The following is a 13,800-nucleotide window of genomic DNA, read 5'->3' as shown; positions in this document are numbered from 1 at the left end:
TTGACCCGATCATCAAAAGCGATTACCACAACCTATTCTGGAGGAAGCCATGCAAATACCACCTGCATCCGTATCGGGTGTTAATGGCTTTAACAGCGCCCAAAGTGGTTTAACTCAGGCAACCATTGACGTGGCGCGCGCCGAGCCTGCCAAACAAGGTGCTGAGCTTAAGTCTGACGCGCCCGATAAGACTGACGCACTGGTTAAGGCCACCCAATCGGTTAATCAGGCAGAGGCTTCGGCCGAGGTGATTGATAAGGCCGACGAGACTATTGGTACTATCATAGACATCAAAGTGTAAGTGCCATGTCCTCCCAGGCGCTGTCTGTCAATCATGCGGCGTCAACAGGCGTTGCCCGGCAGCCCTACGCCGGGCATCTTGATGCTGCCAAGACCGCGAAGAACTCATCTTCGTCGTCCTCTGTTGCATCCGATTTATCGCTAAAGTCCCCCTCAAATACTGCACCTGCTCACGGCGTTCCTGCGCCCCAGGTTACTTTACCGCGAACAACCTCCCAAGGCGCTGCAACTCCCAGTGCGTCAGTTGGCACGGCTGCAAGTTCATTGGGCGAAAGCCTGCCACTGAAATCAACGCCGATTTCGGCCACTTTACCTTCAGTAACTGAAGGCATCGGTCAAACAAAGGTTAAGTCTGCGGTGGCCGGGCTATTCGATGGTGATTCAGCACTGGGTGCTGATGTTGCCATCGGGCAATTTAACCTGCTGACAGGGGCGCAGAGTGTCGGGGCATTGCCCGGGGTTAAGCCCTTTGCGGCAAGTGAGCCTCGAAGCAGCGTTTATCCGGGTACTCAGTTAAGCCCACCTCGGGGAATTGGGAACCCTGGTACCGGCGATAACCATACCGCCAACATCTTTACCGCCACAAATCAATCCGCCGTGGATGGCGTTGCCAATAGAAACAGTGCTGGTTCAAGCCAGATATCTGCGCTGAACGCAGTATTTGATACAGGCGCAGCCGATGGCAGTCAGTCCGGTAAAGAAGAGGCGTTTAATACCGGTATATTTGGCCGGGAAGACCCAAAGGCCATTAATGAGGCAAGGCAACAAAAGCTTGCTGAGGTATTCGGAGGCGATGCTGGTTCTTCTGTGGCAAAAAGCGCTGCCGGTCAAACGCAAGAGGAAACCAATGCCCAGGCCCGTGCCCGCGAAAGTGCCAATCAGCGCCGTGAGCAGGTAAAAGTGCGTCAGCAGGAAATGGAAGTTCGTCAGCTTGAAGCCAGACAAGCAGAAGTACTGGCCCACGAAAGAGCCCATGCCGCCGTTGGCGGACAATTTGCCCGGGCCCCCAGTTTCGACTACGAACTTGGCCCCGATGGTAAGAGATACGCCACCGGCGGTGAGGTCTCCATTGATATTTCCACTGTCCATGGTAATCCACAGGCGACAATCAATAAGATGCAGCAGGTATATGCCGCTGCTATGGCCCCGGTAAATCCGTCACAAGCGGATCTGCGCGTGGCGGCAGAGGCCCTGAGAAAGATTGAACTGGCCAAGGATGAGTTGGCCGCAGAGCGCAGAGCGGCCATGCCGACCCGGGACGAGCTTTCTCCTTTATTGGAAGCTCAAAATGCTATTGATGAAATACCGGCGTTTGAGCCGGTAACACCTTCAGTGGGCACGAATCTTGACCCATCGGGAGCATTGAGCAAAGAAGAGGGCAATAGCGGTTTTGTGGAGGCATTGTCGGCGCGCGTTAAGGCCTCGTTGGCTCAAACCCTTGAGGGCGTAAACAATACCGCCCGGAGCCAAAGTGACCTTGGCGACAGCGACGTTAACGACGCTGTGGTTCCAAACTCCGGGTCCGTTGACAATGACGCAGCTGCAGTCTCTGATGGCGCAGGACTGGTGCAGAATAATTCACGCACTACCGATATCAGTAAGCTCGGGCCACCGAGAGCGATACTGGCGTATCTTGCCGCCAACGAAAAGACTCAACGCGAAAACGATAAGCTTCAACGCCAGGAGAATAACTCATCCCCATTATTGGCGCTGGCATGAGATGCCGTGCTGGGCAAGGATAAGCAGCTCCAGCGCTTCGCCGGCAGGGCCCTGATCGTCTCTGTTGGGAACCACCAGATTGATGGGCACCTTACGCGACTCACTCCCGGTCAGGTATAGCCTGACGAGTTCCCCACTGGCCAATTCTTTTTCCACCAATTCTTTCGGCAACCAGCAAAAACCACTGCCGGAACACAAAATGGCTTTCGCTTCATGGAAATTGCTCACCGTCCAGCGCTGCTCTGCTTTTAGCCAGCCCATATCTTTGTTTGTTTTGGCGGCAGTGTCCCGGATGACGATTTGCAACTGCTGGGCAAGAAACTTGTCATCGTGGATCTTGGGTTCAGCGGCAAGCGGGTTGGAGGGGTGACAGACCAAAATCATCTCGGTGACACAAAGGGGCTGGGCTAGGTGTCCTTTAGGCGGATTACCGCCACAGAGCGCGATATCGACCTTGTTTTCTTCAACCAGCTCGTGGGTGCCATTGAGCACAGAATCGATAACTGATACCCGGGTACCTCTGGCGTTGGGTAAAAAGGCATTGATGGCCGCAATGAGCTTATCCATGGGATAGATTATCTCTCTTGCTATGGTCAGGCTCGGTTCCCAGCCGCGCTCGAGGTTGGTGGCAAGTTGCTCGAGCTCCATTACAGACTGGGTAATGTAGCGGCTGCGTCTGAGCAGCACTTCCCCTCGCGGCGTCAGGTAGGCTTTGCGTCCCCGAACTTCCAATAATTCGACGCCCAGTTGATGCTGTAATTTCGCGACCGCATGGTTGAGAGAGGACTGACTCTTGTTAAGGGCTGTGGCAGCCTGTGCATAGCCGCCGTGGTCAACCACAGCCTGCAGAATACGCCATTGCTCCAAGGTAGATTTTGCTCTGAACATCGCGATTACATCGAAAGAAGTTTGCTTAATACTGCACTTTCGATTCGATTTTTTGCAATAAAAAAATACGGTAACCAAGTGCTGTAAGCATAACTCTGGCAATCATATGTCACCTAAAGGCCAGTCCAAAGCCGGGGTTTCTGGTCTTTGGACTGGTCTTTTGACCGGCCTTTTCATTCACCTTATGCTCGGCGCTGGGCTGTGTGCCGATTAAGCCACTTTGGGTCTGTGCGTCAGTTGGCCGGTTCGCCGGAAAGAGCAGGTTTGGGAGACACCATTTTGGGCAGGGATTTCTTTGTGGCTTTAAGCTCGGCCAAATAAGGCCCGGGGGTCAGCGTCTCTGGCCACCGAAGCAGCATCATGGCGAGCATATTTCTGTGCTCTCCCAACGCCAAGTCCGGATTGCCTCTTGGCGAGGGGATGATGTCGTGCTTCTTGTCAAAGGCATTGACGATATGACGGCGTGTTTGACTGACGACATGGCTGTCGCCCTTTCCTGCCAACAAAAAGCTGACACCTACTTCGGCGATGATGTCGTTTGTGCCGTCTTTGAGGATGCGGTCGATGTTGGCCTCAAAATAATCCAACACCCAGGCAAACTCTGTGGCATCAACGGGGGACTGATAATAACCGCTGGCGGCGAATACAAAGTGGGTCATGCCGTAGAGCTTGTTGCGAAACTGCGCCTTGTCCAGGCGTTTGTCACGGCTATCGGGGTACACCCTGTTAAAGGCGTCACGGTAGTCTTTCAGATAGTCGCCCACCCCCAGTTGTTTCGCCCAATAAACATAGTTGGCAAGCTGGGCCGCCCAGGATTCAATCATGTCCGGTGAGGTCAAACCGCGCTTAAGATCTGTGGCCTTAAGGGCCGCTATCATCTTGTCATGGCACGGCCCCAGGAGACCAAATTCATCGATTCTGCTGCCAAATCTGAGCAGCACGTCGGTGTAAAACAAAAACTCCGGGAAATCGTCGAGTGCTTTTTTGCGGGCTGTTGCCCTTGGGCCCTTGCCCAATGCCGCAATCGCTTCTTCCGCAGCGGTGCTGATAAAGCCAGGCTTATCCAGGTTACAGGCATAGTAGGCCTGAGACTCAGTGACTGCGAACAAATCCACCAATGCCGCGTTGGCATACTTCTCATCGCCGGTCATGCGGTACATGCGGATGCCATAGTGGCCCTGCACCCGGGGCGGCAACTCAAACAGATTGGCTTCCAGTTCCTGTTTAATGGCTTGATAAACCTGTGTTGCATCCAATGGTTGGGCTGCCTTTTTGCTTTCTTTTATGTCAGCGGCGTTGGCCACGGGCAGGATGCAGGCACAAAGCAACAGGGCGCGAATATGGCTAGCGGAGGTCATCGGCAATACTCCTTATCAGTTCCTCGGCCGTATAGCTGCGACCGAGCAGGGAGGTGAGTTGCAGCGACAAAGAGTGCTGGTCCGGGTTCACAAGCAGCAGTTCAAAAGCTTGTTCATCACTCGGCTGCTGGTGGGTTGCAATAAAGCGGGAGAGTCTTTGTTGCCACAACTCGCGGTAAAGCAGGGGGCCTTGCTGTACCAAGGCAACTGCACTTTGATACTGGGCATCAACATCTGGCCACAGACCTTCGAAATGTTCAGCGAATCTGTCAATGCCGGCAGGCCTGTGGCGATAGAAATCCAATGCCAGCGCAGCGCGGTAGTAGTTCTGCGACTGACGATGGGCGGTAACTATGGCTTCTCTGGGCGTCATGCCCGGCAGTCGTGCGTTTAGCCTGTTGCCGAGCTTTATCGCAAGCCAGGTGGCCGCGAGTGCGCGGCCGTCGTCATACTCGTTTTGTCGCACCAGCAAATAATGGCGCTGAGTATGACTTAAACTCGCAATGGCACGGGCAAAGGCGTGGATAAAGTCATCGGCGGCGCCACGGCCTTTCAGTTCCTCTGGGCTGATTAACAGTCCCTGACCGAACTGGCGCGTGAAGATGCCGGGGCGGGTAAGCTGAAACGCTGGCGATTTACCGGTTGCGATGACAAGCTCGCCAAGAAGCCTGCCGCCGAGCCAGAGCCGTAAATGCTTGTCGCTGAGCCAGTCGACCCTGACACCGAAAGAGTGTGCTTCCTCCAGCAGTGCTTTTAACAGCCAGTTGCTGTTGATGGGTTGACGGGTGCCTTCGGCCTGTTTTAACGCCCGGCCAATATTCCATGGCGGGAGGGTTTTATCGGGACGAGTGGCCTGTAAAAATGTTGCCGCAGTGTCGGGGGAGGCGAAGAAGGTGTCTTTGAGTACAAGGCTTGCGTAGTCGATAAATCCCTGTTGCATGGCTTGAGACTTTCTGATGTCATGAATCACATTCATTGCACCATGGCTCGAAGTTTTTGTTCTGCTTTGATAGGCCTTCCAGGCATTTTCGCGACAGTTCTCATCCGCTTGCTCACTGAGGTAGGTCGCAATTCGATGGCTTATTTGGGCTTGAGATGATTTTGATTCATCGGTTATTTTGCAGTCATCGCCCGGATGTAGACTGAATTCTCCCCGCTTGTGGCTGGTCATAAAGCTGGCTTCTGCGGTGTGTAATCTCGCCTTGTCCATGGATGACAATCGCAAAACCGCCATGCGGTTCAAGGTATTACCCAGTGCGGCGCTATCAGCCTCTCCATAGGTTTGCAACCTGAGACCGAGCTTTAGAAAGGCTTCAGAGGATGACACCAGGCTGATTTCATCGGCGAGGCGAATTTGGCAGTTAACCAGAAGATCGCGGTCGTCTCTGGAAAGGGGCTCACTGAGGTAAAGGCTAACCTGGGATGAAAGGTTATTAAACCCCAGGGTGAGCCGCTCAAACCGGCTCGCCTGAATGGCTGCCGATGGAGGGTCCTGAATACTGCTGAGGCTGACTGAATCGAAGGATGCGGCAAAGTCATTTGCCAACGTCAGTTGCTGACATTGCTCAGCCAGCAGGGAGACAGGGTTGGCAATTGCAGCTGTGCACCACAGACTAGCTGTCAGCGTGAGCGCCGAAATGCGCTTTGGCATAGGCCACCCTGTCATTCACATCCATAAACTTGTTGCCGAGCGATTCCACGTGCTTCAGCCGTGGCAGCAATCCCTTGCCGTTGGCAATTTGAATGGCAAGGCCAGGGCGGGCATTAAGCTCAAGCAGCAGTGGCCCTTTTTCGCTGTCCAAGACCATGTCGGTGCCCAGATAGCCGAGCTCACACATTTCATAGGCGCTGGAGGCCGTGGTGAGCAGAATATCCCAGTTGGGTACCTGAATGTCCATCAGGCGCTTGCCTGTATCCGGATGAAACTCGATGGGCTCATTAAACTGCACGGCCCTGAGGCCTTTGCCGGTGGCGATGTCGATACCCACGCCCACTGCGCCCTGGTGCAGATTGGCTTTGCCATCGGATGCCGCGGTGGAAAGACGCAGCATGCCCATCACAGGGTACCCCTTGAATACAATCAGGCGGATATCCGGCACCCCTTCATAGCTGTAGCCATCGAACACGGGATCGAACTGAATGAGCCCTTCCACGATGGCGACATCGGGTTTGCCTCCAAGGGAGAAGAGGCCACTTAGGATGTTGGACACATGGCGGTCGATTTCGCTGGGGGTAACTTCGTTGCCGCTGGGTTTGTAGTAGCGGCCATGCTCGACCTTGGTGATCACTAAAATTCCTTTGCCGCCCGAACCCTTGGCAGGCTTAATCACAAAGCCGCTGCGCCCCTGTACCATTTCCGGGATGTCGGCAATCTCATGTTGCTCCTGCACCACGCCAATCAAATCGGGCACGGCAATGTCATTGGCGAGGGCAAGCTGCTTGGTGGTGAGCTTGTCATCCACACGTTGATAGTACTTTCGCGGGTTGTAACGGCCAATAAAGTCGATATTGCGTTTATTCATATTGAGCACGCCCGCACGGCGAAGCTCCCAGGGCCAGGCAAACTTCATGCTATTCTCCCGCCAGGGGTTTAAAGCGCTTGAGCTCAAGCAGGCGATAGCCCGTGTATTGGCCCATCAACATCACGAGCGCCAGAATGACCAGGTGGATCCCGAGGAAGTTGAACACCCAGTGCTGCACCCAGCTGGCGCTCATGGCGAGGTAGGCCAGGGTTGCCACCAAGAGGCTGCCGCCGCCCTGAAGAACCACTTCTTTGGCGCCTTCTTCTTCCCAAAGGATAGACATACGCTCGATGGTCCAGGCGAGAATGATCATCGGGAAGAAGGTAATGGTCAGGCCTTCGCTGAGCCCGAACTTGTATGAGAGCAGGGTAAAAATACCTATGATGCCTATCACCACAATAATCACCGCCGATATTCGAGAAATCAGCAGCAAATTAAGGTGCGACAGATAAGAGCGGATCATCAGGCCACAGGCAACAATCAGCAAAAAGCCGACAAGGCCGGTGAGCAGGGTGGTTTGAATAAACGCCAGGGCAATCAATACCGGCATAAAGGTGCCGGAGGTCTTGATGCCAATAATCACCCGCAGGAACACCACCATCAGCACGCCAATGGGGATAAGCAAAATCCCTTTGAACAGGCTTTGCTCTTCAAGCGGTAATTGATAGAGCGAAAAGTCCAGTCCCTGCGTAGTTTCCATCATGTCGATAGAAGTGGCGAGGGCCGGGCGGGTTTCCATCAGCATGGAGAAACTCACCTGGGAGTTGCTGCCACCAATCACGTCCAGTACCGATTTACCCTGACGTTCCCAAAGCAGCAGATTCTCGGGGCGTCCTTCTTTGCCACTGGTGGCGTCGAAGAGATACCACTCGCCCTCATTGTACACTTCCACGAAGGGCACCAGTTGCTGGCGGCGGCGCTGATCTTCCAGAAACAGGGCTGAGACTTCACGGGCGGGAACACCCTTGGCGGCCAACAAGTTGATAAAAAGACGGCTTGGGGTCTGGGCTGTCAGCAGCAGCGCCAGATTCTGGCTTTCTTCTGTACCAACCAGTTTCACCAACTGACGGGCATAGGAGAGGTTAGAGCCACTGCGCTCCCAGGCGGCATCAATGATTTCCTGAGCGGCGGTCTGCTCAGTGGCGGCCCATACAGGGGCTTCGGGCGCCTGTGGTTCGATTTCCTCTGCCAATCGGGAGATGCCGGTGGGGACCAGAGTGACCTTATAGTAGAGGTCCTGTTGCCCAAGCACTGCACGTTTGCTCCACAGGGCTCGGCGTCCCTGTGCATCGTTCATGATGGACAGACCAAAACCCGCAGACGTCGTGTGCTCAAGCAGCACTTCAAAGGCCGGATCCTCGGGTAAGGCCAGCGAGACTTCACTCTCACCGCCCTGACCGATAAAGCTGACTTTGGCATCTATCGCCCAGGTGTTGACCTGCTCACCCGGCAAAAACGGCACCCTGTGCTCAACGCCGCGATAAATACTGCTGGACAGCCCAAGGACGACCAATAAAAAAACGAAAATATAAAATGGCTTACGTGAGTGCATCTGCGCTCCTTTGCTCTGGAGATCCATTACTTTCCGTGAATAAACTGCTGGCTCACATCCACAACTGCAATGTCTTTGATAAATTTACGGCCAAGCAACAAGGGGTAATCCAAATGGCTTCGGTCGGTGAGGTTCAAATCGGTTTCGGCGCTGTATTTGCCAATTTTAAGGTGGGCGTGAATAACCGGGCGGCGGTCGTCCACATCACCTTCCTGTTTAATTCGCACAAAACGCACGACTTTTGACTCGAAGGTGGAGGGGGGCTTGGCCTCACCCTGCACCATTACATCGAAACGGACCCATTGCTCGCCATCCCGTTCAAACAAGAGAATGTTACGCGCATCCAGTGATGAGCTTTCTGCACCTGTATCGATGCGGGTGTGAAAACTGGATTTGAGTTCGTCGATAAAGACGTTTTCTACCTCACCGAGCATAAACTTGTCACCGATAGCACTGGGCGGGCATTCCAAAGGCACAGTGGTGGTGGCTGCCAATTGATTGCGTTGTTTCAGCGAGGCGAGATTTTTGTCCAGGGAGGCGATGGCGCTGTTCAACTCTGACAGTTTTTCCTGGGTGTCCAGATTTCCCCTGTCGATGACAGCCAGCATACGGGCTTCACTGTTATCGAGGCTGAGTTTCAGCTCATCGGCATTCACCGGAGCCGGGCCCACGGTTTCTGGTGTTGAGGTGGTGCTGCAACCCGCACACACGGCGACAATGGCGACGGCCAGGGCATGTTTGAACATAGTCTTTGCTTCCCTTTCGATAGCTGTTCTGGTCTCAGTCTGCATCCTGTGGACTGCGGTTTTTTACCGCGATGAAAGTGGCCCGTTTTGGTGCCGGATAGCCTTCAACCGTAAGGTTAATGTCCTTGGGGTCAAGGTAGTCCACCAGGGATTCGTTTTGCATCCATGGGGTGCTGCGCTGCTCAGCGAGAGAAGTGACATCCACATTCACACAGCGCACTTCGGTGAAGTCACACTTTTCCAGCCACAGTTTAAGTGCATCAATTGATGGTAAAAACCATACATTATTCATCTTGCCATATCTATCTTGCGGCACCAGAACTGTGTCTTTATCACCATCTACCACCAAGGTTTCCAACACCAGTTCACCGCCCATTCGCAATTGATCCCTAAGCTGTAACAAATGATCAATGGGTGAACGTCTGTGATAAAGCACGCCCATGGAGAACACGGTATCGAAGGCATCCAGGGGCGGCAGCTCCTCAATCCCAAGGGGCAGCAGGTGTACAGGCAATTCTGCGTCTATCAGCCGCTTAATGGCTTCAAACTGGCATAAAAACAGCGCCGAGGGATCGATACCCACAACACGCTTTGCACCGGCACCGAGCATGCGCCACATGTGGTAGCCACTGCCACAACCCACGTCCAGGACCGTGCGATTGGTCAGCGGACTGATATGGGGAGCAACCCTGTCCCATTTCCAGTCGCTGCGCCATTCGGTATCGATATGAATGCCATGCACATGGAAGGGGCCTTTGCGCCAGGGCTGCAAAATCCTGAGCAGGTTTTCGAGCTTTTCGGTTTGCCCACTGTCCAGTTGCTGCCCATCGCCAATAGTGACACTGTCTTTCAAGTCAAGAAATTCAGGGGCCGGATAGTGAAGTTTTGCCAGCACCTTTTCCCACTTGGGCAGATTGCCGTGTTTATGTTGGCGTTGCCATTCACCCAGAATGGCGGGCAATGACTCGAGCCAATGTTGCAATTGGGTATCGGCGATTTGACGATAAAAGCTTGAGAAACTGATCACTTGATAGCCACCATAGAGGCAAAATTAAAACATTGAAACCAAAGGTCTGCCTGAGTGAAGCCGGCTTGCGTCAGCCGGTTTTTGTGCTGATCCAGAGTGTCTGGGATCAGGACATTCTCAATAGCGCTGCGTTTTTGGCTGATTTCCAGCTCGCTATAACCGTTGGCCCGTTTAAAATCCAGATGCAGCGAGTCCAGTAGCACCTGGATGTCGCTGCCTTCAAATTTGAGCTTTTCAGAGAGCACCAGCATTCCGCCGGGGTTCAATCCCTTATAGATGCGTGCCAGCAGGGTGTCCCTGTCGTTTGGCGGTAAAAACTGCAGGGTAAAGTTAAGCACTACCAGAGACGCATTTTCAAAGGTCTGCTCACGGATATCTGCCAGCTTAAAGTGGACCTTGGTATCGCTTACGTAGGCCGAGAGGTTTTCTTCTGCCCGAACCAACATGGGCTCGCTGTTGTCGATGGCGAAGATGTGCGCATTGCGCCCTTCGATTTTGCGGCGGATGGCAAGGGTTGCGGCGCCGAGGGAGCAGCCCAGATCGTAGACATTGGAGCCGGGCGTTACGCAGCGGTCGGCAATTTCACCAATTGTGTTAATGATTTGCGTGTAACCGGGCACGGAGCGTCGGATCATGTCGCCAAATACACCGGCAACGCGACTGTCAAACTGGAAGTTACCCTGGTGCTCGCCTGGCTCGGCGAACAGTGTGTCCTGTTGATTGGTCATGGGAATCTTATCTCGCAATATAGCCTTGTATTTTAACGAAACGCTTTTCTGACCAGCAAGGGCACACTGGCTATTTCATGGAAATTTATGTCTAATACGTCGTTAAGTAACATTCTTTTTACGCCTTTTTGACCTTTGGGTGTTCCCTTTGAAGCTTATTCTACGACTGTGTTTTTTCCTCAGCCTCTTGTTGCCCACGGTACTCCATGCCAGTGAAAAGCCGCTGGTGCTGGTGATGGGAGAAGACAGCTACCCATTTCAGTTCCTCGATGATGATGGCGAGCCACAGGGATTGTTGGTGGAATTGTGGAAAGAATGGTCCAGGGTCAATCGTCGGCCGGTGGTGTTTGTCGGCAGGGTGTGGCGCGATTCGGTTACCCAATTGGAAGAAGGCCGCGCCGATGTTCACATAGGTATGGCGATTAACCCCGAGCGCGAAGCCAGGTTTGCTTTCGCCAACGCCATTTCGGACGTCAACACCTATGTGTACCTGCATAAGCAACTGCAGGGACGCACTGCGCTGGAAGAGCTGCAGCCTTTTAAAATAGGCATAGTCAAGGGCTCAACTTTTGAGCAGGAACTCAGCAGTCGCCAGCCCGGTTTGGTGTTCCGCCACTTTCCTACCCGCGATACCCTGCTTGAAGCCGCATACCGGGGTGAGCTTGTTGCCTTTGCCGGGATGGAAGGCTACATGCGCGATCAGGTGTTGCAGCAGAAACTGGCGGCTGACTTTCCCATCAATACCCGGGTATTGGTGCGGGAGACAAAACTTCATCCAGCGGTCAGAAAGGGCAACAACGCCCTTATCCTGGAAATCAATGAAGGCTTTGCCAACGTCGCCGACGATTTTATTCGCAAGCTCGAACGTCGCTGGCTCGGGTATCAGCGTCAGCAGAGCGGCCTTGCCATTGCCATGCAATTGGGGGTTGAGCCCTTTGTCGATCTTGGCGGCGATGGTCAGCCCCATGGCCTTTATGTGGATATCTGGCGGCTTTGGTCAGAGAAAACCGGCATTCCCATCAACTTCATCCCCGGTGATATGAATGGCAGCCTGGAAGATGTGCGCTCTGGCCGGGCCGATGTCCATATTGGCTACCCAGAAAGTGACGATATGAAAACCGGGCTCTACCGCGCCTGGCATATGTACACCATTAAGAGCCGCTTATTTCTGTACGGCGATCAAAGTCGGGAGCTGGGCGCATTAAAGGGTAAACGTGTTGGTGTATTCCCGACCGCGCCTTATGTCGCTGAGCTTAAGGCGGCTTTACCCGATACCCAAATTCGATTTTATCAAGGCATGGACGAGATGCTCGCAGCCGTGCATCAGGGGGATATTGTTGGTTTTGTGGCGGCGGCAGCCTGGACCCAACACTATTTACTGCTAAATCGCAGCTGGTCTGAGTTTCATCAAGTGCCCACCCTCGAGTTTGATACTGAAATTTATGCCCTGATACGTCAGGGCGATCAGGGGCTTGCCAATCGTATTTCTTCTGGATTCAACATGATAAGTTGGCAGGAACTGGCAGATATAGAGCAAAAATGGATGCTCAACAGCCGCGATCATGTGTTTTTGAAAAACAAGGAGCACATTGAGCTCACAGACAACCAACGCCGCTATCTCGATGGACTTGGAACCCTGCGCATGGGGTTTCTGGAAAACTGGGGCCCGATGGAGTTTGTCGATGAAAAGGGAAACTTTGCGGGTGTTAACGCCGACATTGCCAACATGATGGAAACCATGCTGGGCGTCGATATTCAACCTGTGCCCTTTAAGGAATGGAGCGACCTGATAAGCGCCCTGGCCAAAGGCAATATCGATTTAGCCGGCAGTGTGGCGAAAACCGCCGAGCGGGAAGGGCAACTGGGTTATTCCGAGCCCTATTGGCCCTCGGCATGGGCCTTGGTCAGCCCACTGGAAAGCGTGACTGTGTTCAACCTGGAGCAGCTGGAAGGTCAGCGCCTGGCGGTGGTAGAGGGATACCAGATTGTCAGCCGTTTGATGGCTGAATATCCCGGCATCAAACTGGTGCTGGTGCCCGATAGTCAATCCGGATTGCAAACGGTCGCCTCCGGCAAGGCCGATGTATTCCTTGAAAAAGTGGTGACAGTCGCAAACCAACTGGGCGCAGGACAGTATCAACAGCTCAAGATGTCGCTGCTGGCTGATTTTGCGGATCAGAAAAGCCATATTGCGGTGTCTTCGAAGCACGCAGAGCTTTTGCCTTTTATTAATCGGGTCATTGCCAAACTGGATAAGGCCAAGGTACAGGAAATCTACAGCCGTTGGATGGACATCAAACTCGACGCTGGCCTGGTGCGTTATCAGCGTTATATGAAAGGTGTGGCGGTGGCTCTGGCGCTGCTGACCTTGCTGGTACTGGTGATATCCGTGATTAACCGGCGCCTGAAAAGTGAAATTCAAGCCAGAAAAGAAGCCGAGTTGCGCATTGCCCATCTCGCCAGCCATGACCCTCTGACCGGGCTGCCAAACCGAATGTTGCTGGACGATCGTCTTAAGCAGGCCACCCTGTTTCATAGCCGCGAACAGAGTAAGTTTGCACTGCTGTTTGTCGATCTCGATGGATTTAAAGAGATAAACGACACCGAAGGGCACGTCACTGGCGATGCCGCTTTGGTGAAAGTGGCAAACTTGCTCGACGAAGCGGTGAGAAAGTCAGACACGGTGGCGCGGTTTGGTGGTGATGAGTTTGTGGTGCTGCTCAATAAAATTCACGACCTCGACAGTGTCTGTCAGGTGGCCGAAACCCTGATAGCCCGTATTGGTGAGCCACTGATAGTGGGTAAAAAGACTGTCAAACTCTCCGCCAGTATCGGCATTGCCATCTTCCCGTCCGACAGCGACAACCCCATAGGCCTGATGCAAAAAGCCGATAAAATGATGTATTTCGCCAAGCAGGCGGGGGGCAATGGTTACCGCAGTGCATAAGAGTGCGTTTTTT

11 protein-coding genes are annotated in these 13,800 nt (G+C 53.5%); 3 read left to right on the top strand and 8 right to left on the bottom strand.

What is annotated here, in order from left to right:
* Nucleotides 1-49 precede the first annotated feature (49 nt).
* Both JQC75_RS09410 and JQC75_RS09405 read left to right on the top strand, forming a co-directional pair.
* On the top strand, nucleotides 50-301 hold the full coding sequence (locus tag JQC75_RS09410) for a chemotaxis protein (protein ID WP_203323873.1): 252 nt from the start codon (nucleotides 50-52) through the stop codon (nucleotides 299-301).
* 263 nt (nucleotides 302-564) lie between these two features.
* Nucleotides 565-2,019: a putative metalloprotease CJM1_0395 family protein gene (locus JQC75_RS09405; RefSeq protein ID WP_203323872.1), complete on the top strand. Its 1,455-nt coding sequence runs from the start codon at nucleotides 565-567 to the stop codon at nucleotides 2,017-2,019.
* On the opposite strand, the gene JQC75_RS09400 is transcribed toward JQC75_RS09405, so the two are convergent.
* The 8 genes from JQC75_RS09400 to cmoA all read right to left on the bottom strand — a co-directional run bounded on the left by JQC75_RS09400 (nucleotide 2,002) and on the right by cmoA (nucleotide 10,840).
* Nucleotides 2,002-2,907: a LysR family transcriptional regulator gene (locus JQC75_RS09400; RefSeq protein WP_203323871.1), complete on the bottom strand. Its 906-nt coding sequence runs from the start codon at nucleotides 2,905-2,907 to the stop codon at nucleotides 2,002-2,004. The genes JQC75_RS09405 and JQC75_RS09400 overlap by 18 nt on opposite strands.
* Nucleotides 2,908-3,140: 233 nt before the next feature.
* Nucleotides 3,141-4,265 (bottom strand): DUF3541 domain-containing protein, encoded by a 1,125-nt coding sequence (locus JQC75_RS09395; RefSeq protein ID WP_203323870.1) that lies wholly within the window; start codon nucleotides 4,263-4,265, stop codon nucleotides 3,141-3,143.
* Nucleotides 4,252-5,916 (bottom strand): M3 family metallopeptidase, encoded by a 1,665-nt coding sequence (locus JQC75_RS09390; RefSeq protein ID WP_203323869.1) that lies wholly within the window; start codon nucleotides 5,914-5,916, stop codon nucleotides 4,252-4,254. Before JQC75_RS09390 ends, JQC75_RS09395 begins: the two co-directional genes overlap by 14 nt.
* On the bottom strand, nucleotides 5,879-6,835 hold the full coding sequence (locus JQC75_RS09385; RefSeq protein ID WP_203323868.1) for an alpha-L-glutamate ligase-like protein: 957 nt from the start codon (nucleotides 6,833-6,835) through the stop codon (nucleotides 5,879-5,881). Before JQC75_RS09385 ends, JQC75_RS09390 begins: the two co-directional genes overlap by 38 nt.
* A gap of 1 nt (nucleotide 6,836) precedes the next feature.
* Entirely contained in the window at nucleotides 6,837-8,339 is a 1,503-nt protein-coding gene (locus tag JQC75_RS09380; protein ID WP_203323867.1) for a UUP1 family membrane protein, read from the bottom strand.
* A 26-nt stretch (nucleotides 8,340-8,365) separates the two neighbouring features.
* On the bottom strand, nucleotides 8,366-9,085 hold the full coding sequence (locus JQC75_RS09375; RefSeq protein ID WP_203323866.1) for an ATP-dependent zinc protease family protein: 720 nt from the start codon (nucleotides 9,083-9,085) through the stop codon (nucleotides 8,366-8,368).
* Nucleotides 9,086-9,119: 34 nt separating this feature from the next.
* Nucleotides 9,120-10,112, bottom strand: coding sequence for a tRNA 5-methoxyuridine(34)/uridine 5-oxyacetic acid(34) synthase CmoB (cmoB, locus tag JQC75_RS09370; RefSeq protein ID WP_203323865.1), 993 nt, complete (start codon nucleotides 10,110-10,112; stop codon nucleotides 9,120-9,122).
* Nucleotides 10,109-10,840, bottom strand: coding sequence for a carboxy-S-adenosyl-L-methionine synthase CmoA (gene cmoA / locus JQC75_RS09365; protein ID WP_203323864.1), 732 nt, complete (start codon nucleotides 10,838-10,840; stop codon nucleotides 10,109-10,111). The genes cmoB and cmoA overlap by 4 nt, the downstream gene beginning before the upstream one ends.
* Nucleotides 10,841-10,988: 148 nt before the next feature.
* On the opposite strand from cmoA, the gene JQC75_RS09360 reads away from it, so the two are divergent.
* On the top strand, nucleotides 10,989-13,787 hold the full coding sequence (locus tag JQC75_RS09360) for a transporter substrate-binding domain-containing protein (RefSeq protein ID WP_203323863.1): 2,799 nt from the start codon (nucleotides 10,989-10,991) through the stop codon (nucleotides 13,785-13,787).
* The last annotated feature ends 13 nt before the right edge of the window (nucleotides 13,788-13,800 follow it).

It is taken from the genome of Shewanella litorisediminis (assembly GCF_016834455.1).
Classification (GTDB): Bacteria; Pseudomonadota; Gammaproteobacteria; order Enterobacterales; family Shewanellaceae; genus Shewanella; species Shewanella litorisediminis.
The sequence above is the reverse complement of the archived record's forward strand: the minus strand, read 5'-3'. Positions and strand labels throughout refer to the sequence as shown.